Source organism: Gemmatimonadaceae bacterium, from assembly GCA_036496605.1.
Lineage (GTDB): Bacteria > Gemmatimonadota > Gemmatimonadetes > Gemmatimonadales > Gemmatimonadaceae > AG2.
The window spans coordinates 19255-36928 of the sequence record DASXKV010000016.1; the positions used below are offsets into that span (position 1 = coordinate 19255).

15 protein-coding genes are annotated in these 17674 nt (G+C 64.4%); 11 read left to right on the top strand and 4 right to left on the bottom strand.

Going from position 1 to position 17674, the window contains the following annotated elements; translation table 11 throughout:
• Positions 1–303: 303 nt before the first annotated feature.
• Together VGH98_06020 and VGH98_06025 are read left to right on the top strand one after the other, a co-directional pair.
• Positions 304–666 (top strand): PadR family transcriptional regulator, encoded by a 363-nt coding sequence (locus VGH98_06020; GenBank protein HEY2375514.1) that lies wholly within the window; start codon positions 304–306, stop codon positions 664–666.
• Complete coding sequence (locus tag VGH98_06025) at positions 663–3272, top strand: ABC transporter permease (protein HEY2375515.1); 2610 nt, start codon at positions 663–665, stop codon at positions 3270–3272. The genes VGH98_06020 and VGH98_06025 overlap by 4 nt, the downstream gene beginning before the upstream one ends.
• Before the next feature lie 263 nt (positions 3273–3535).
• On the opposite strand, the gene VGH98_06030 is transcribed toward VGH98_06025, so the two are convergent.
• Positions 3536–4903 (bottom strand): sigma-54 dependent transcriptional regulator, encoded by a 1368-nt coding sequence (locus VGH98_06030; protein ID HEY2375516.1) that lies wholly within the window; start codon positions 4901–4903, stop codon positions 3536–3538.
• A gap of 35 nt (positions 4904–4938) precedes the next feature.
• Between VGH98_06030 and VGH98_06035 the strand changes: the two genes are divergently transcribed.
• The 4 genes from VGH98_06035 to VGH98_06050 are packed head-to-tail and all read left to right on the top strand — an operon-like array spanning position 4939 to position 7553.
• On the top strand, positions 4939–5355 hold the full coding sequence (locus tag VGH98_06035; GenBank protein ID HEY2375517.1) for a response regulator: 417 nt from the start codon (positions 4939–4941) through the stop codon (positions 5353–5355).
• Positions 5352–5711 (top strand): Hpt domain-containing protein, encoded by a 360-nt coding sequence (locus VGH98_06040; GenBank protein ID HEY2375518.1) that lies wholly within the window; start codon positions 5352–5354, stop codon positions 5709–5711. The genes VGH98_06035 and VGH98_06040 overlap by 4 nt, the downstream gene beginning before the upstream one ends.
• Complete coding sequence (locus VGH98_06045) at positions 5708–7396, top strand: ATP-binding protein (protein HEY2375519.1); 1689 nt, start codon at positions 5708–5710, stop codon at positions 7394–7396. The genes VGH98_06040 and VGH98_06045 overlap by 4 nt, the downstream gene beginning before the upstream one ends.
• A gap of 31 nt (positions 7397–7427) precedes the next feature.
• Positions 7428–7553 (top strand): hypothetical protein, encoded by a 126-nt coding sequence (locus VGH98_06050; GenBank protein HEY2375520.1) that lies wholly within the window; start codon positions 7428–7430, stop codon positions 7551–7553.
• A gap of 3 nt (positions 7554–7556) precedes the next feature.
• On the opposite strand, the gene VGH98_06055 is transcribed toward VGH98_06050, so the two are convergent.
• Positions 7557–8444: an alpha/beta hydrolase gene (locus tag VGH98_06055; protein HEY2375521.1), complete on the bottom strand. Its 888-nt coding sequence runs from the start codon at positions 8442–8444 to the stop codon at positions 7557–7559.
• A 165-nt stretch (positions 8445–8609) separates the two neighbouring features.
• Here VGH98_06055 and VGH98_06060 point away from each other — a divergent pair, with 165 nt between their 5' ends.
• From VGH98_06060 to VGH98_06075, 4 genes are all read left to right on the top strand, one after another.
• Positions 8610–9107, top strand: a complete 498-nt coding sequence (locus VGH98_06060) for a gamma carbonic anhydrase family protein (GenBank protein ID HEY2375522.1) — start codon at positions 8610–8612, stop codon at positions 9105–9107.
• Positions 9108–9607: 500 nt separating this feature from the next.
• Positions 9608–12172: a vitamin B12-dependent ribonucleotide reductase gene (locus VGH98_06065; GenBank protein HEY2375523.1), complete on the top strand. Its 2565-nt coding sequence runs from the start codon at positions 9608–9610 to the stop codon at positions 12170–12172.
• A 208-nt stretch (positions 12173–12380) separates the two neighbouring features.
• Positions 12381–12713: a PadR family transcriptional regulator gene (locus VGH98_06070; GenBank protein ID HEY2375524.1), complete on the top strand. Its 333-nt coding sequence runs from the start codon at positions 12381–12383 to the stop codon at positions 12711–12713.
• 15 nt (positions 12714–12728) lie between these two features.
• Complete coding sequence (locus tag VGH98_06075) at positions 12729–15377, top strand: ABC transporter permease (GenBank protein ID HEY2375525.1); 2649 nt, start codon at positions 12729–12731, stop codon at positions 15375–15377.
• Positions 15378–15453: 76 nt separating this feature from the next.
• Here VGH98_06075 and VGH98_06080 read toward each other — a convergent pair whose 3' ends face one another.
• Positions 15454–16044, bottom strand: a complete 591-nt coding sequence (locus VGH98_06080; GenBank protein ID HEY2375526.1) for a hypothetical protein — start codon at positions 16042–16044, stop codon at positions 15454–15456.
• Between the two features lie 42 nt (positions 16045–16086).
• Here VGH98_06080 and VGH98_06085 point away from each other — a divergent pair, with 42 nt between their 5' ends.
• Positions 16087–16242, top strand: a complete 156-nt coding sequence (locus tag VGH98_06085) for a hypothetical protein (protein HEY2375527.1) — start codon at positions 16087–16089, stop codon at positions 16240–16242.
• On the opposite strand, the gene VGH98_06090 is transcribed toward VGH98_06085, so the two are convergent.
• Complete coding sequence (locus VGH98_06090; protein HEY2375528.1) at positions 16233–17354, bottom strand: serine hydrolase domain-containing protein; 1122 nt, start codon at positions 17352–17354, stop codon at positions 16233–16235. The genes VGH98_06085 and VGH98_06090 overlap by 10 nt on opposite strands.
• Positions 17355–17674: the final 320 nt, after the last annotated feature.

The window sequence follows — 17674 nt, forward strand, 5'->3', positions numbered from 1 at the left end:
TTCGGTAACGGGAGGACGGGAAGGCCGGAGCGCTGCCAGAGGGCAGAGGGCAGAGGGCAGAGGGTAGAGGGCAGAGGGCAGAGGGTAAAGAGCATCGAGCGTGAAATCCGCGAAGTAGTAGGCAGCCTACAGCCACGGAAGCCACGTTGCCTAAGAAAACATTGTCTTGCATGTAGCATTTCTACATCCTATGATCGCGTACACTCAACCCTCAACCCTCAACCCTCAACCCTCAACCCTCAACCCTCAACCCTCAACCCTCAACCCTCAACCCTCAACCCTCAACCCTCAACCCTCAACCCTTTGCCCGCCGATCCCACTCTCTCCCGCCTCGAGCTCCTTCAGGGCACGCTCGACTTCATCATCCTCCAGACCCTCCGCTGGGGGCCCCGGCACGGCTACGGCCTCGCCCAGATGATCCGCGCGAATTCCAACTACATGCTCCAGATCGAGACGGGCTCCCTCTACCCCGCGCTCCATCGCCTAACGAAAAAGAAATGGGTCACCTCCGAGTGGAGCACGTCGGAGAATGGCCAGCGCGTTCGCGTCTACACACTCACCCCTGCCGGCGAGAAGCAGCTCGCGGTCGAGCGCTCCAAATGGCAGCGCCTCACGTATGCCCTCGCTGGTCTGATGCTCGAGCCTCCAACCGAGAGCCAATCATGAAATGGCCGTGGGAAGCGCGCCGCGAAGCCGATGACCGCGCGCTCGACGACGAGATTCGCGCGCACTTCGCGATGGCCGTCGCCGATCGCGTTGCGCGCGGCGAGTCGCCCGACGACGCCGCGGCGGCTGTCCGCCGCGAGTTCGGGAATGTCGGTCACGTGAAAGAGGTCACGCACGAGACCTGGGGCTGGCTCTGGCTCGAGCGACTCACCCACGACGTTCGCTACGCGCTCCGCTCGCTGCGCCGCGCGCCTATCTTCGCGGTCGTTGCCATCCTCACGCTCGCGTTGGGCATCGGCGCGAACACCGCCATGTTCACCGTCGTGCGCGGCATTCTGCTGCGGCCGCTCCCGTTCCACGATCCCGGCGCGCTCTTCCTCGTGAGCCATGCGCCGGATCGACTGCGTTCCATCGTCGGCCCTTCGATGACGGACAAGGAGTATACGCGCTATCGGAGCCTAACGAGCCAATTCGTCTCGACGTCGACCTACAACAGGTACCCCGCGACACTCCTCGGCGCCGGTGAGCCGCTCCGGGTGGCGACGGCCAGCGTCTCGGCCAATTTCTTTGCGACCCTCGGCGTTCGCGCCCAACTCGGTCGCGTCTTTCGCGCGGCCGAGGAGCAACTCGGCGCCAATGCCGTCGTCGTCATCGGCAATCGCCTCTGGCGCGATCGCTTCGCCGGCGACCCGACCGTCATCGGTCGATCGATCAGCCTCGAAGGCTACACGAAGACCATCGTCGGGGTCATGCCTCCGGGTTTCGAGTTTCCTCAACACACGGAGATCTGGACACCGCTCGTGATTCAGCTCTCGAGCACCAACAGCCGCTTTCAGCCCGTCATCGCCCGCCTGGCACCGAACGCAACCGTCGGCGAGGCGTTCGGCGAGTTGCGCACCTTCGCCGCGAACGAGGAGCGCGCCGATGCGCGGCACAACGACGAGCATTTCACGGCCGCCATCATGCCGCTGCGCGATGGCATCGTCGGCGACGTGCGCGCCTCACTCTACATTTTCGCGGGCGCGGTAGGACTCGTCCTGCTGATTGCGTGCGCCAATGTCTCCAACCTCATGCTCATGCGCGCCGCGACCCGCACCCACGAGCTGGGCATCCGCGCCGCGCTCGGCGCGAGTCGCTCGCGCTTGTTGCGGCAACTTCTCACCGAAAGCGTGATCGTCTCGCTCGCCGGCGGCGTCATCGGCCTCGTCATCGCGTATGGCGGCGTGGCGCTTCTCCTCGCTGCTGCGCCACCGGATCTGCTCCCGCGCACGAAGGAAATCCACGTGGACCTCGTCGTGCTCCTCGGTGCCTTTCTGACGTGCATCATCACGGGCGTGATCTCCGGCGCTGCGCCCGCCATCACTGCATCGCGGCGCGACGTGCGCGACGCTTTGAGCGAGACCGGTCGCATGACCACGCGCATCCCGTTGCACGCCGTGTTCGTCACGGCGGAGACGGCGCTCGCATTGGTGCTATTGATCGGCGCGGGCCTGCTCGTCCGCAGCTTCGAGCGCTTGCGCGGCGTGGATCTCGGCTTCGTGCCGGACAACGTCATCACGGTGACGCTCGATTTTCCGGACACTCGCTACAAGACGGCGGCGTTGTTGCACGACGTCCAACGCCGCCTCTCGGAGCGCGTCGCGGCCATCGACGGCGTGCGCGAATCGGCGGCGGTGAACTGGATTCCGCTCTCGCAGACCACGATCATGGGCGACTTCTCGCTCGACGACGGCCGCTCGTTGCCGCCGGGCTACATGGTCCTCAAGCCGTGCGTCACCGCGGGCTACTTCGCGGCGATGGGTATTCCCATTCGTCAGGGACGAGGCTTCCTCGCGAGCGATGGGCCCGGCACCGAGCGCGTCGCGATCGTGAGCCAGGGTGTCGCCCACCGTCTCTGGCCCAACGCGAGCCCGATCGGCAAGCGCCTAACTATGCAAGACAAGCCGACACCCGGCGACTGGATGACGATCGTCGGCGTCGTCGACGACGTCGCGCAGGAAGGACTCGCGCAGGTACGCGCGGAGGCGATCTATCAGCTGCTGCCGCAGGTCGACCAGCCCTTCTTTATCAATCATCTCAACATGGTGGTGCGCACGGACGCGGCGCACAGTGCACTCGTCGCCAAAGCGCTGCGCGTCGCTGTGCGCGAGGTCGATCCGGAACAGCCGATCGAGTCGATCATGACGATGACGTCGCGGATCAGCGGCGTCGTCGCCGAACCGCGATTCCGCACGTTGCTCCTCGGCGTCTTCTCGCTGATCGCGCTCTCGCTCGCCGCGATCGGGATCTACGGCGTTCTCGCGTACGGCGTCACTGCACGCACGCGTGAGCTCGGGATCCGGATTGCCCTCGGCGCGACCGCGGGGGGCGTCATTCGGGTCGTGCTCGTGGGCAGTGCGCTCCTCGTTCTCCCGGGTCTTGCGATTGGCCTCGGCACGTCGCTCATAGCGACGCGCGTGCTGCGAACGTTCCTGTTCCAGGTGCAGCCGAGTGACGCTTTGACCTACGTTAGCGCGACGCTGCTGTTGCTTGTCGTTGGGCTTTGCGCGGCATACGTCCCGTCGCGGCGCGCGGGCCGGATCGATCCATTGATAACGATGAAATAGGATGACCGTTGGCGTCGCTCCTGGCGCGTCAACTTCTGCGAGCAGAAAGGCTTCTACAGTTTTTGAGAGGACACAGCCGGACAGGGGCCGGACACAGCCGGACAAAAACAAAAGAGCGTGACAACGACTGCTTGAGGAAAGTCGTTTCGCTTTTTCGTCCGGCTTTGTCCGGTCCTGTCCGGAGTTGTCCGTGTTCCAAGACTGTAGATGGTTGTCGCCGAGAGGAGTCCAGCCACGGTCCGCGAGATCCAAAGAGCAGGTTGTTAGAGCAGTCCGTGCCGCTTTCTCCTCTCCCAGAGGCTCTTTCTCGAAATACCTAACGACTCCGCCGCTCGTTGTATGTCGCCGTCGAGCTGCTCGAGCGTCTGCCTGATGTACTCCTTCTCGACGTCCGCCAGCGACAGTCCTTTGGAGATCGCATACCCGTTCGGCGAGTGGCCGTTGCTCGAGGGCGCGTCGACGGCCGTGAGCGGGGGCAGGTGCTCCGGCATCAGGACCTCGCCGTCGGCGAAGATCAGTGCGCGTTCGATCACGTTGCGCAGCTCGCGCACGTTCCCCGGCCAGCGCCATGACGTTAGGCGCGCGAGCACGGAGGCATCGATCGACTTCACGCTCTTCTTGAACTGCCGATTGAATAGCTCCCGGAAATGATCCGCGAGGTCCGGAATCGCGCTCGGCACGTCGCGCAAGGGTGGGAGCGTGCACGTCACGACGCAGATGCGGTAGTAAAGATCCTGCCGGAAACGCCCCGCGCGGACGTGCGCCTCGAGGTCGCGGTTCGTCGCCGCAATGAGGCGGAGATTGACCTCGATCTCTTCCGTGCCGCCGACACGACGAAAGCGGCGCGACTCGAGCACGTTGAGCAGCTTTGCCTGGAGCTCCGGTGACAGCTCGCCGATTTCGTCGAGGAAGAGCGTCCCGCCATTCGCGACCTCGATGAGGCCGCGCTTGGACTCGCGCGCGTCCGTAAAAGCGCCGCGCTGATAGCCGAACAATTCGGCCTCGAGCAAATGCGCCGGAAGGGCGGAGCAATTGATTTCGACGAAGCGCCCCTTCGCGTGCGCACTCGTGTAATGCAGCGTCCGCGCGACGAGGTTCTTGCCGGTTCCGCTCTCCCCGAGCAACAGCACGGTCGAGTTGGGGATCCCGGCAACGCGTCGCACGAAATCGCGCACGTCTTCGATCGCGGGCTCGTTGCCGAGGATCGCGCCGGCGGAGAACTTCGCCTTACGCGTGCGCTCGAGACTCGCGGCTTCCTCGCGCATCGGCCGCTCGTCGATTGCACGGCGAAGCTGCGTCAACAGCTCGTCGACGTTCACCGGCTTGAGCAGGTAGTCCGTCGCCCCCGCCTTGAGCGCGGCGACGGCGCTCGCGATCTCCGTGCTCGCCGTGAGCACGAAGATCGGCAGATGCGGATCGGTCGCTCGGAGCTGCCGCGTCACCTCGATCCCGTTGATCTCGGGCATCATCAGGTCTGTGATCACGGCATCGGGCGGCTCCTCGCTTCGGCGGTCGAGCATCGCTCGCGCGTCGGAGAAGAGCTCGACGTTCAGCGATCCCTCATTACGAAGATTCGCGGCCAGCAACTTCGCGAAGAGCAAATCGTCATCCACAACGAAGAGCTTGCGCATTTTATCGGCAATACCTCGTGTGGAGACAGACGCCCTTGTCAAAATCCCCAGTGCCGTCGGCAGAGGACCTGGTCCGCGTCGTCCTGATCGAGGACGACGCGGACTTGCGGCGCGTCGTGCAGCTCACGCTGCAATTCGGCGCTGCATGGCTGGTGGAGACGGCGCCGGACGGCCCATCGGGGATCGAGATGGTCAAGCGCGAGCGGCCAGATCTGGTGCTCCTCGATCTCATGATGCCGGGGATGGACGGATACGAGGTCTGCCGCCGGCTCACTGCCGACGAGTCGACCAGACCAATTCCGATCGTGTTGCTGACGGCAAGACAGAACCTTGATCCCGAGCGCGTGCGCGCGAGTGGCGCCCGCGGAGTCATCACCAAACCATTTGATCTCGACGCGTTGGCGCCAGCCATCTTACGGCTCTGTCGAGAAGAGGAAGTGCCGAAACAATGACGACTGCCATGAAGCAGGTTCCAACGGAAGTCTTGGCGGAGCTCGCGAACGAGTTCGCCGCCGGACTGCCGGCGCGAACTGCCGTGATGCGCGAGGCGGTGGACGAGATCGCGCGTCGCCGTTCGGTGGAAGCGGCGCACCGCCTTCGCCTCTCGGCGCACGCACTCGCCGGTACGGCCAGCGCCTTCGGCGCGACGGAGCTCGTGCCTCACGCCGAGCGCCTCGAGGCGTTAGGCAAGGAGTGGCAGGAGCGGAATGGCGCCGCGACCAGGGCCAGCGTCGCCGTTGCACGCCGCGCGATCCAGCTGCTCGCCGCAAGTCTCGACGCGGTCATCGACCGCCAGCGCTTGCGATGACCACCAGCGTCCGCCCCCTCGCGAGCTCGGGGGAGGGAAGCGGAAGAAGCATCTCCGTCGCACGGCTCGAGGTCGTGTCCGAGTTGGGCACGCTCATCAACACGACCTTCGACCTCGACCTGATTTTTCGAACGGCCATCCTGAAGTTGCCTCGGGTACTCACGATGAGGCGCGCCAGCGTCGTCCTCGTTACCGAGGACGGTGCTCGCTACGCGATTCATACCTTGTATGACCGGGAGCGCGGTGGATTTGTAACGGAGCGGGGCCGGTTCCCGATCGGCGCCGGCCTTACCGGGCAGGCGATCGTTGCCGGGCGCGCCGTCCACGTCAACGACTTCGAGGGACGTGCCGACATTCGCGGTCCGAACGAAGGACGCGTCTCGGTCCTCGCGATCCCACTTCGCATGGGTGGCCGTGTTATCGGCGCGCTGACGCTTGGCGCGCCCGAGGCCGAAGCCTTCGGCGGGGAAGACTTCGAGCTTGCTCGAATCGTTGGGCGCCATATCGAGACGGCGCTCCACTACTCCCATCTGTTCGCGACGATCTCCAGGCAGCGCGACGAGCTGGCGGAGAAGAACACCGAGGTGAAGACGGAGCACCGCCGGCTCGAGGCGCTCATCGAAGCCTCCGACTCGGCGATCGCGATGGTGCAGGACCAGCGGGTCGTCTTCGCCAATCAGGCCTTCGCGCGCCTAACGAGCATGGCGCACGAGGACGTCGTCGGCGCCACGATGGAGACGGTCCACGCGCGGTTCGCCCCGATGCTCAAGGACGAGGCGTCGATTGCCGCCGAGCGCGAGGCATTGGCGGGCACGCTCGCGCTGCGCGACCGTGTCGAGATGGCCGTTCCGCAGTGCGCGACACTGCAGCGCGTGGTCGCGCCGCTGCTCGACAACCGGGGCGTGATCCTCGGCCACATCATTATCTATCGCGACGTCACCCTCGAGGCAGACGCCGACGCCGCGAAGGACGAATTCGTGTCGGTCGTGAGCCACGAGCTCCGCACGCCTTTGACGTCGATCAAGACCTCGTTAGGCCTGCTCGCGCGCGGCGCGGCGGGACCGGTACCTGAAGGGATGGAGGAGCTGCTCGACATCGGCCTCCGCAACCTCGACCGGCTGATCCGCATGGTCGAGGACCTGCTCGACCTCGGGAAGATCGAGCGCGGCAGCGAGCCGGCGGTTGTCCGCGCGGTGAACGCGGAGACGGTGACGCAGTGCGCCCTGCAGACGGTGAGCGGTCTGGCGGTCGCGCGGCGCATCACCGTCATCCGTCGCTCCGGCGCGAGCGCCATCGACGTCGAAGCCGATGGCGATCGGCTGGAGCAGGTGTTCGTCAACGTGTTGAGCAACGCGATCAAGTTCTCCCCGGAAGAGTCGATCGTCACCGTCGGATGGCGACTGCTGGATGGCTGGGCCGAGTGCGTCGTCGCCGACGAGGGTCCCGGCATTCCGGCCGATCAACTCGAGCGAATCTTCGACAAGTTCCGGCAGATCGGTTCGGCGAGCACGCGCCAGCATGGCGGCGCGGGATTAGGTCTGGCGATCAGCCGGCGGCTCGTGGATAGTTTCGGGGGAAAGATCTGGGCGGAGAGCGATCCCGGACGGGGCTCGCGGTTCATCGTTAGGCTCCGCCTGACCAACAGCGGCGAACGATTTGGCCGCGATCCGGCTTCTTCTATATGAAGGATCGAGTACAAACCTCCGGAGAACCCCAATGCGCTCGAAAGCACTACTCATTGCTGCACTCTCGCTGCTCACACTGGTTGCGGCGTGTCCGAAGAAGGGCGGCGGTTACTTCAGACCCGCACCGACGCCCGTAACGAATCACGCCACGCGCTGACGCCTAGGTGGAGCTGGCTGCTCGTGAAGCCGCCACCTCGCCACCGCCGCGACGGCCGGGCGCTGCCTCTCGCTGCCGCGCGAACTCCAACAGGTCGGCGTTGAACTGCTCCTGGTGCGTCGCCATGAGTCCGTGCGGCGCTCCCTTGTACACCTTGTACGTCGCGTTCTTGATCATCTTCGACGAGCGGTCGCCGCCGACGGTTATCGGCACGATCTGATCGTCGTCGCCGTGAATGACCAGCGTCGGGATGTCGAATTTCTTGACGTCCTCGGTGAAGTCGGTCTCGGAGAATGCTTTGACGCAGTCGTGCGCCGCCACAAGGCCACACTGCATGCAGAGGAGCCAGAAAGCGTCGAGAACGCCTTGAGGAACCTTGGCGCCCGGGCGATTGGCACCGTAGAACATCAGGCTGAGATCCTTCCAGAATTGCGAGGCATTCGCGAGCAGCCCCGCGCGAATCTGGTCGAATGCCTGAAGTGGAAGACCGTCGGGATTCTTCGGCGTCTTCAAGAGCCCGGGCGTGACAGCATCTACGAGCACCGCCTTGGCGACGCGCGTTGTTCCGTGCCGGCCGATATAGCGCGTAACTTCACCTCCTCCGGTGGAGTGGCCGACATGAATGACGTTCGTTAGGCTGAGCGTTTCTATAAGAGTGGCGAGGTCGTCCGCATACGTGTCCATGTCGTTGCCGGACGACGTTTGCGTCGATCGTCCGTGACCGCGACGGTCGTGCGCGATCGCACGAAAGCCGTTCGACGCAAGAAAGAAGAGCTGCGGGTCCCACGCGTCGGCATCGAGAGGCCATCCGTGGCTGAAGACGACGGGTTGTCCCGAACCCCAATCCTTATAGAAGATCTGCGCACCATCGTTCATCGTGACTGTTGGCATCGCGCCTCCCCTTTTTGTTTTCGGACAGACAGGCAAGGGCACCAAAGTTCGTGGTCACGTCTCGATTTCAGCATTGGCCGTTGGGCCCATGCGCGCGATGACAGGCTCTACTACTTGGCGCCGACTAGCTATCGTTATCGGCGCCCTCTACAGGCTTGGTACTTTGTGATCGATCCGACCGCGTTTATTCACCCGACAGCTGTGGTGCTGGGTGATGTGACCCTTGGGCGCCGAGTGTCGGTGTGGCCGACGGCAGTCCTGCGAGGGGATTCGGACGTCATCGTCGTCGGCGACGACAGCAACATCCAGGACGGCGCGGTCATTCACGCCGACGAGGGCGTGCCGACGCACATCGGAAACCGCGTCGCGATCGGGCATCGCGCGATCGTGCACGGCGCGACGATCGAGGACGACGTGTTGATCGCGATGGGCGCGGTGGTCTTGAATGGCGTGCACGTCGCCACGGGATCCATAATCGCCGCGGGCGCAGTGCTCCCGGAAGGCAAGCGGATTCCGGAGAACTCGCTCGTGATCGGCGTGCCGGGCCGAATCGTTAGGCAGACGACGGCCGAGGAGCGCGAACGGATCAGGCACACGGTCCGCGCGTATCTCGAGCTAGCCGAGCAGCACCGTTCCGGCCGCTGGGCTCGGCATCAGGCGTGACAACCTCGTTACGAGGGGCTCGGAATATGCACGTGATTCCGAGCAAGTGACGCGCGCTACAGCGAACGCTTCCCGCCAGGAGTATCTTTCGGAGTCGGTCCGCCATGACGAGCGAGGGAGTTCGCCACTGGCGTCCAAGTCGTGAGAGCACGCAGTGTTGTGGAGAAGTCGATGCAAGTCTCGTCGTCAATTCGGGGCGTAACCGGCAACCACTCTCAGTTGTCAACACGGACCATATTGTTTTCAACGCGCTATCGACAGGCGTTACACGTTCGTGATCTTGATTTTGTAAGACTCTTCCACAAATGCACTTATGGCGGGACTGGCGCGGACTCACGAGTCGTCCTAGCTTCCGCGCCCGCGCTCCCCAATCAGTACGTTGTGCCGATGCTCTTCGATTTCCTCCCTTCCGATAGTTCGCGCTCGAGTCGGTTCCGCTCGAGCTACTCCGCCACAGTCTAAGTACTCGTTTCACCGTCCCACCAAGGGAGAGTCGTCTCATGTCGCTTCCCGTCAATCCGCCATCGGAGCCCGTTTCGTTCTCACCTAACGCTCGCACCGTTCTGGAGAAGCGTTATCTGGTGAAGAACGAGAAAGGGCTACCGGTCGAGCAGCCGGAGGACCTGTTCTGGCGCGTGGCGACAGTCGTCGCTACGGCGGATCGACGCTACGGAGCGAGCGAGGGCGCCGTCAGCACGGTGGCCGAAGAATTCTATGCGTTGATGACCCAGCGTCGCTTCGAGCCCAACTCGCCGACGCTGATGAATGCGGGACGCCCGTTAGGCCAGTTGAGCGCGTGCTTCGTGTTGCCTGTCGAAGACGCACTGTCGAACGACAAGAACGGGATCTATGACACGCTCGGCTCGATGGCGCTCATTCATCAGAGCGGCGGCGGGACGGGCTTCTCCTTCTCGCGCCTGCGCCCGAAGGGATCTATGGTCCGCTCGACCACCGGGGTTGCTAGCGGACCAGTCTCTTTCATGAAGTTGTATGATGCCTCCACCGACGCGGTGAAGCAGGGAGGCACGCGACGCGGCGCGAACATGGGGATTCTGCGGGTCGATCACCCGGACATTCTGGAGTTCATTACCTGCAAGGAAGACCTGACGCAGGTGACGAACTTCAACATCTCCGTCGCCGTGACCAGGAAGTTCATGGACGCGGTGCAAGCGGGGACGTCCTACGATCTCATCGACCCGCATAGCGGCAACTCTGTCGGTCAGCTCGACGCGCGCACGCTGTGGGACAAGATGATCCTCGGCGCCTGGCGCACGGGCGAGCCCGGCGTGTTCTTCGTCGACGAAGCCAACAAGTACAACCCCGTCCCGCACCTTGGCAGTTACGAAGCTACTAATCCGTGCGGCGAGCAGCCGCTTCTCCCCTACGACGTCTGCAACCTGGGGTCGATCAATGTCGGATACTACGTCCAGAATGGCTCGATGGATTGGCAAGCTTTTAAGGCTGACATTCACCTCTCTACCCACTTTCTGGACAATATCATAGATGTAAACAAGTACCCGCTTCAGGAGATCGACGCGCTCTCGAAGCGCATCCGCCGCATTGGACTCGGCGTCATGGGCTTCGCCGATGCGCTCGTTAGGCTCGGGATCCCGTATGATAGTGAGGACGGCGTCGACTTCGGCCGGAAAGTCATGGAATTCGTCGACGTCGAGGCGAAGCGCGAGTCGAACCGCCTCGCCAACGAGCGCGGACCGTTCCCGGAGTGGGCGAAGAGCATCTGGGGACCGGACGAGACGTGCGCGCGCGACGCGGAAGGGAAGCGAATTCGTCCGATGCAGCTCCTCCGCAACTGCAATGTCACGACCGTCGCGCCGACGGGAACGATCTCGATCATCGCCGGCTGCTCCTCGGGACTCGAGCCGCTTTTTGCCGTTGCGTTCATGCGCAACCAGGCCGGCGTGATGATGCCCGACGTCAACGAAGACTTCGTCGCGATCGCGAAGAAGGAAGGCTGGTACTCCGACGCACTGATGGAGCGCATCGCGAAGGAGGGAACGATTGCGTTCCCCGAAGTCCCCGAGAAGTGGCAGCGCGTGTTCAACACCGCGAACCAGATCGCGCCCGACTGGCACATCCGCATGCAGGCTGCCTTCCAGGAGCACTGCGACTCGGCGATCTCGAAGACAACGAACTTCGCTCACACAGCGACAGTAGAAGACGTGCGAAAGATCTACGAGCTCGCGTACGCGCTGAATTGCAAGGGCGTGACGGTCTATCGCGACGGCTCCCGCGACAACCAGGTGCTGAGCACCGGCGCGACCGAGAAAGCCCGCGAGGAGCGGGATGCCGGCCGCGGTGTGCGAGGCGCCGAGAAGCAGCGGATCGGCGAGCTCACGGGGACACTGGCGGAGCGGGACGCGGAGATAGAGCGTCTCAAGAAGCAACTCTATGAAGTGGAAGCCGAGAACCTCCAGCGCCGCGCGAAGCGGGCGCGTCCGGACAAGCTCCGCGGCACTACTATAAGGAAAGAGACCCCGCTCGGGACGATGTTCGTGAACATCACCGAGGACGACAAGGGTCAGCCCTTCGAGGTGTTCCTCACGTTAGGCAAGGCCGGCGGCTCGGCCATGGCCGATGCCGAGGCGATGGGCCGGTTGATCTCGCTGGCGTTGCGGTCCGGGATCCCGCTCATGGAGATCCACAAGCAGCTCCGCGGAATCTCGTCGGATCGTGCCGTGGGACTCGGGCCGAGCAAGGTGTTGTCGGCGCCAGACGCGATTGGTATCGCGCTCGAGGAGTGGTGGCGCGATCGCGTGGCCGGGATCCAGCAGGAGATCCCGTTAGGTCCCGGTGGCGTGCCGCGGATCTCGCAGGCGGTCGAGCAGGTGACGGATGATCAGCTGTCCGGAGTCGGCTCCACTCCGCCGAGCGGTGTGTCGGGGCTGGGGGGAACGGGGGGCGCTAGTGGTCAGGCGGAGATGGAGCTCTCGGGGTACGATTCGGGGCAGGCGTTCATGGGAACGTGCCCGGATTGCGGGAGTCAGTTAGAGTATGCTGAAGGGTGCGTGAAGTGCCACGTGTGCGGGTTTAGTGAGTGCGGATGAGAGAAGTCGGGTTCGCAATACGGTTAGCGGGGCGCCTGAGGCGCCCCGCGTTGCATTTTGGTAGATAGGCGTCCAGGTAAAAAAGGCGATACCCGTCCGGCGAATTCTTGCGTGCCATTTAGGGGCGCCTCCAACGGAGCCTAGCCCTTCACCGCGCCGCGCGGCCCCAATTATGCTCCACAAACATAGTTAGTGGAGTGGAGTATCCATGCCCGGTCATACCGACGACCTTCGCCACGGCTCTCTCGACGTCCTCGTCCTCAAGGCGGTCTCGTGGACGTCGATGCACGGCTACGCGATCGCGAAGTGGATCCAGGACCGCGCCGGCGGCGAATTCCCCGTCGTCGACGCCGCGCTCTACAAAGCCCTCCACCGCCTCGAAGAGGACGGCGCCCTACGCAGCGAGTGGGGAGTCTCCGAGAACAATCGTCGCGCCAAGTACTACTCTCTCACGCCGCGTGGACGGAAGCTGCTCAGCAATGAAGTCGCCGGCTGGCGCCGCTACGCGGCAGCGATCAACGCAGTGCTCGAGACGACCTGACCCGGAGGCGTGACGATGAGCGATCTCGGTTTGCCTCCTCGCGTTAGGCGGCTCTTCCGACTCCCTTGGCGGAGCGCGTCCCACGTGGTGATCGACGTCGACGACGAGCTGCGTTTCCATCTCGATATGCGCGCCGCGGAGCTCATCGCGGCGGGAATGTCTCCCGAGCAGGCGCTCGCTCGAGCGCGGCAGCAGTTCGGCGACGCGGACGACGTACGCCGTCACGCGCTCGCCGTCTCTGTCGGAAATCGACGCCGCGCGCGTCTGCGCGAGCTCGCCCTCGGGCTGGTGCAGGACGTCCGCTTCGCTGCGCGCCAGATCCGGCGCGGCCCTCTGTTCGCCGGCATCGCCGTACTCACCCTCGCTCTCGGCATCGGCGCGAACAGCGCGATCTTCAGCGTCGTCCACCACCTCGTCCTCGCACCGCTTCCGTATCGCGACGGCGACCGCATCGTGCAGCTGATGCAGACGGCAGGCGGCGGCAACATCCTGCTCGCGACGACTCAGTCGCAGCTCGAGGCCTGGCGCGGCAGGGCGCGCACGATCGAGGAGATTACGACCGCCGCCTCACGCGAGTACAACGTCGGCAGCGGCAGCGACCGTGAACGTCTTGCCGGCGCGGCCATGGAGCCCAACCTGACGCACTTCCTCGGCGCGCGTCCCTTCATCGGCCGCGGCTTCACGCCTAACGACGCACGCCCTGGGGCCGCCCCTGTCGTGATGCTTGGCTACGGCCTCTGGCAGCGACGCTTTGCTGGCCGCGCCGATGCCGTGGGCGAGACGATCGTCGCCGACGACACAACGCGCACGATTGTCGGCGTCGCGCCGCCAGGCCTCAGCGTCCCGATGAGTGAGAACACGCCAGCTTCGCTCTGGACACCACTCGTGTCGACGGCTGCTGAGCTGAACGGCGTCGCGTTCGCGAAACTGCGCCGCGGCGTCGACGTCGGGCAGGCAAGCCACGAATTGACAGCGATCGCCAAGTCGGTGCCCGACCAGCCAGGCATGTTCACGACGCACGAGTCCGTGCGTCTGATGCGCCCACGAGACTTCCTCGGTACGGAGTTTCAACGCGCTCTTCTGTTTCTCTTCGGTGCGGTCGGCGTCGTCCTCCTCATTGCGTGCGCGAACGTCGCTAACCTGCTCCTCGTTAGGTCCTGGGGACGCCAGCGCGAATTCGCGGTGCGTACCGCGCTGGGCGCTGGCCGAGGGAGGTTGGCGCGTCAGCTCCTGACGGAGAGTCTGTCGCTCGCCGTCGCCGGTGGGATGGTGGGATTGATCCTGACCTGGACCGGACTTCACGTCTTCCGAGCGCTCCGGCCCGTCCGACTCGAGGAGCTCGACGGCGTGGGTGTCGAACCGGCGGTGCTACTCTGGACGGCGGCCATCGCCATGGCGACGGGCATCGCCTTCGGTCTTTTCCCGACGCTGTTCTCGACCGGGCGCCTAGCGAGCGACTGGCTGCGGACTGGTAGGTGGACCGCCGGTGGGACGCGCGCTGCCCGCCGCCTGCGCAGCAGCCTCGTTGTCGGCGAGATTGCGCTATCCGTCGTGCTGCTCGTGGGCGCGGGCCTGCTCGTCCGCTCCTTCCTCGCGATGCAGCAGGTTCCGCTGGGCTTCGACCCGCGCAACCTCGCCTCGTTCACCGTGCGATTCGCGCGGGGCACGCCCGAACAGTTATGGAGTCCGACGTTCGCCGACCTCCTCACGCGCGTGCGCGCGCTGCCCGGAATCGAGGGCGCTGCCGTCGCAGGTGACGCGCCGCCGGCCATGGGCGTCGGTGCGGGCGAATTGCAGGCAGAGGGTGCGCCGCACGCGCCGATCAGACTAGAAGGTTTCAACGCGGTGCAGCCCGGTTTCTTCCATCTCGCGCGCATTCCCTTGCGCGGTCGTTCCTTCAGCGGCGACACGACGGGCCGTGCCCCGGGACCTAACGAGGCCGTGATCAACGAGAGGCTCGCGCGGCGGCTCTGGCCGGATGGCAATGGCATCGGCCGGCGCCTGCGTGCCGGCCCGACGGCGCCGTGGCTCACCGTCGTCGGCATCTCAGGCAACATCGCTGCTCCGGGTCGGCACGGCGACCGGTATGACCTCCAGCTCTATGTCCCGGCGATGACGGGCTTTCCGTCGACGACGATCGTCCTCCGCAGCGACAGGCCTATTGACGCGCTTACGCCGACGCTGCGCGCTCTCACCGCGCAGGTCGACCCGCGACTCGAGATCCGGCGTACGGCGAGCTCCGAGACGGAAATCGCGGCGCTGCTCTCCGCCCCACGCTTCGCGATGGCACTCGTCGGCACGCTCGCGCTCGCGGCGCTCGTCCTCTCGTCGGTCGGCCTCTACGGCGTGATCGCGTACGCGGTGGGTCAGCGCACGCGCGAGATCGGCGTCCGTGTCGCGTTAGGCGCGGAGCCACGCGACATCGGCCGGCTTGTCCTGCGCGACGGCGCGATTCTGGCACTTGCCGGATTGACGATCGGCCTGGCGTGCGCCGCGGCAGCAGGGCGGATGATTGAGAGTTTCCTCTACGGTGTCGGGCACACCGACGCGCCGACGTACGTCTCGATCGCGTTGCTGCTCGGCGCCGTGGGGCTGTTGGCGTCGTACCTGCCAGCGCGGCGGGCGATGCAGGTCGATCCGGTGGTGGCTCTGAGCGCAGATTGAACAGGCGTGCACTGTCGATCGGGTTTATAACCTTGTCATTCTCCTCGGCGACGCGGCGTGGCTTCGCAATGATGTCCTAGCGCAGCCTTTGCTGATTTCGGAACGCGATTTCGGCTTTGACTGCTTTGTCGATAGCCCGTTGAAAGGCTGGAGAGAGCCGCGTGGCAAGGCGCTTCATCGCCCAATTGATCTCAGCCGCTGGTGAACCTGACGACTCGGCACAACGGCGGCACGGCGAGAACTGCACGTAAGAGAAGACGTGACGGACGCGCGGCCTCTCTAACGGGGGAATCGTTACCTTGACTTTTCCTTTCGCCAGCCGAATCAAGTCGTCCACGTCCTCAGCCCCGTACTCAGTCTGATAACCTCGTACGAGCGCTTCCAGGATTCGTATGGCGATTTCGTTGTATTCGCGAACGCAGCACGTGGGGTAACCCAGCACGCCACCCACGTCGGTTTCGCCGTCGGCTGCCGCGCGGATCGCTGGTACTATGTCCTGATCGCGATACACCCACAGTACGTGTCCTTCCCTCGCACGCGCTTCTCGTTCGTTCTGAGCTTCCCACGCAAAGAAGCGAGGATCGTAATTCGGAGCGCGATGAAAGTTCTGAAGGACGATACCGGTGCGCACGGCACGCAGGCCGTGAGCTGCGGCGATGCCCTCCATGGCCTGAAGGAGGCTCTCGCTGCGCATGCCCTGCCCCTGGAGATGACTCGGTTTCTCGCCGGCCGCCACCGCGACAATCTCGAGATAGTCGAGCAGAAGTTCGAGGTCACTCACTTTCTCTTCGCGGTCGAACTGAAGTCCCTGAAGATCGCGAAGGAGAGAACGCAGTGCGGCGTCTTCCAAGCGTATCACCGCTGACGCGGCATTCTATAGAAGTCGAGAATCGCGTTATCGACGTCCCACGGCGCGGCCTGGTCGTCGTTCGCCATCGTCGCGACGGCGAAAGATCGCCCCGGGATCATAACGAGATGCGTCGCCGTGCCCTGTTGACCGCCGCTGTGGGAGACGACCTTCTGCCCGTCGACGGTGACGATCTCGAAGCCGAGTCCATAGGTCGAGGGCTGGCCACCCTCGAGCTGCGGGACGCGCGTCGGCGTCCACATCTGCTCGAGCGTCTGTGCCTTGAGCAGCTTGCCCGACATCAACGCCATGCCGAAGTGCACCAGATCATCGGCGGTCGACACCAGCCCGCCACCGGGAATCTTGTAGCTCCCGTCCATCAAGCCGGCATTCGCGAGGCTGTCGCCGTGGCCATGATAGCCACGCGCCCGATGCGGTACCAGCGTGAAGATGTTGTCGACGACGGTATGCGTCATCCCTGTCGGAATGAGGACATGTTCATGAATGTAGTCCCAGTATGAAAGGCCGGACGCTCCCTCGATCACACAACCAACTACGGTGTACCCGTACGTCGTGTAACTAAAGTGCGTGCCGGGCTGGAAGAGAAGGGAATCGTTGGCGAAGATCGCGAAGCCGTCCGCCATGCGCGAATAGTGCGTCGTGTTCTCGGTCTCCGCACCCCGATAGTGCCTGATGCCTGACGTGTGACTCAGGAGCTCGCGCGTCGTGATCGGCCACGGTTTGGTCGGGAACTCCTTGCAGTACGTCTGAACTGGGGCGTCGAGATCCAATCGGCCCGCTTCGACGAGCGTCATCGCGGCGACGGCGCTGATGGACTTCGCGATCGAACCGGTGCGAATGAGCGACGTCGGCGTGAGCGCGACACCATTCTCGATGTCGGCCTTGCCGACCGCATGCGAGTATACGACGCGGCCGTGCGAGCCGACGGCGACCTGGAGCCCCGGCAGACCTTGCCGCTCGAGCTCGTGCGCGACGATCCGGTCGACACTCTTGAGCGTATCCTGAACCGGCCGGCTCGCCTGCGCCGACACTGGATGCGATCCGAGAACGGTCGCAAGCGAAAGAGCGAGCAGTCCGGGCGACGCGCGAAACGGAATTTGTAGTGGCATGGAGTAGCGGGATGCGGGATGCTGGAACCTCTAAAGTGCCTGCCCAGACTTCGCAATCCGCATCCCGCACCCCGCGTCCCAGCCCTACCCCACCCGCTTACGACTGCTTGTTGCGCCTGCCCTGTCTCGCCGCTCACCGCGGTCGATGTCGAAACCACAGCACCAGCGGGTTTCGAGAACCGAGGCAGTGCCACCACGTTCTCCCACGTCGCGAGCAGCTCCGGATCGGTTTGAATCACCGGTCGCACCAACGTGTCGATCACGCGCACGAGCTGGATGCAGCGACTCTCGTGTCCTACCATCGCTGCCGTCGTACCGGT

Coding starts and splice junctions, on each gene's coding strand:
- VGH98_06025 (HEY2375515.1), top strand. CDS start 663: ATGAAATGGCCGTGGGAAGCGCGCCGCGAAGCCGATGACCGCGCGCTC.
- VGH98_06030 (HEY2375516.1), bottom strand. CDS start 4,903: ATGCGCAAGCTCTTCGTTGTGGATGACGATTTGCTCTTCGCGAAGTTG.
- VGH98_06040 (HEY2375518.1), top strand. CDS start 5,352: ATGACGACTGCCATGAAGCAGGTTCCAACGGAAGTCTTGGCGGAGCTC.
- VGH98_06045 (HEY2375519.1), top strand. CDS start 5,708: ATGACCACCAGCGTCCGCCCCCTCGCGAGCTCGGGGGAGGGAAGCGGA.
- VGH98_06050 (HEY2375520.1), top strand. CDS start 7,428: ATGCGCTCGAAAGCACTACTCATTGCTGCACTCTCGCTGCTCACACTG.
- VGH98_06055 (HEY2375521.1), bottom strand. CDS start 8,444: ATGCCAACAGTCACGATGAACGATGGTGCGCAGATCTTCTATAAGGAT.
- VGH98_06065 (HEY2375523.1), top strand. CDS start 9,608: ATGTCGCTTCCCGTCAATCCGCCATCGGAGCCCGTTTCGTTCTCACCT.
- VGH98_06070 (HEY2375524.1), top strand. CDS start 12,381: ATGCCCGGTCATACCGACGACCTTCGCCACGGCTCTCTCGACGTCCTC.
- VGH98_06075 (HEY2375525.1), top strand. CDS start 12,729: ATGAGCGATCTCGGTTTGCCTCCTCGCGTTAGGCGGCTCTTCCGACTC.
- VGH98_06080 (HEY2375526.1), bottom strand. CDS start 16,044: ATGGAGGGCATCGCCGCAGCTCACGGCCTGCGTGCCGTGCGCACCGGT.
- VGH98_06085 (HEY2375527.1), top strand. CDS start 16,087: ATGACTCGGTTTCTCGCCGGCCGCCACCGCGACAATCTCGAGATAGTC.
- VGH98_06090 (HEY2375528.1), bottom strand. CDS start 17,354: ATGCCACTACAAATTCCGTTTCGCGCGTCGCCCGGACTGCTCGCTCTT.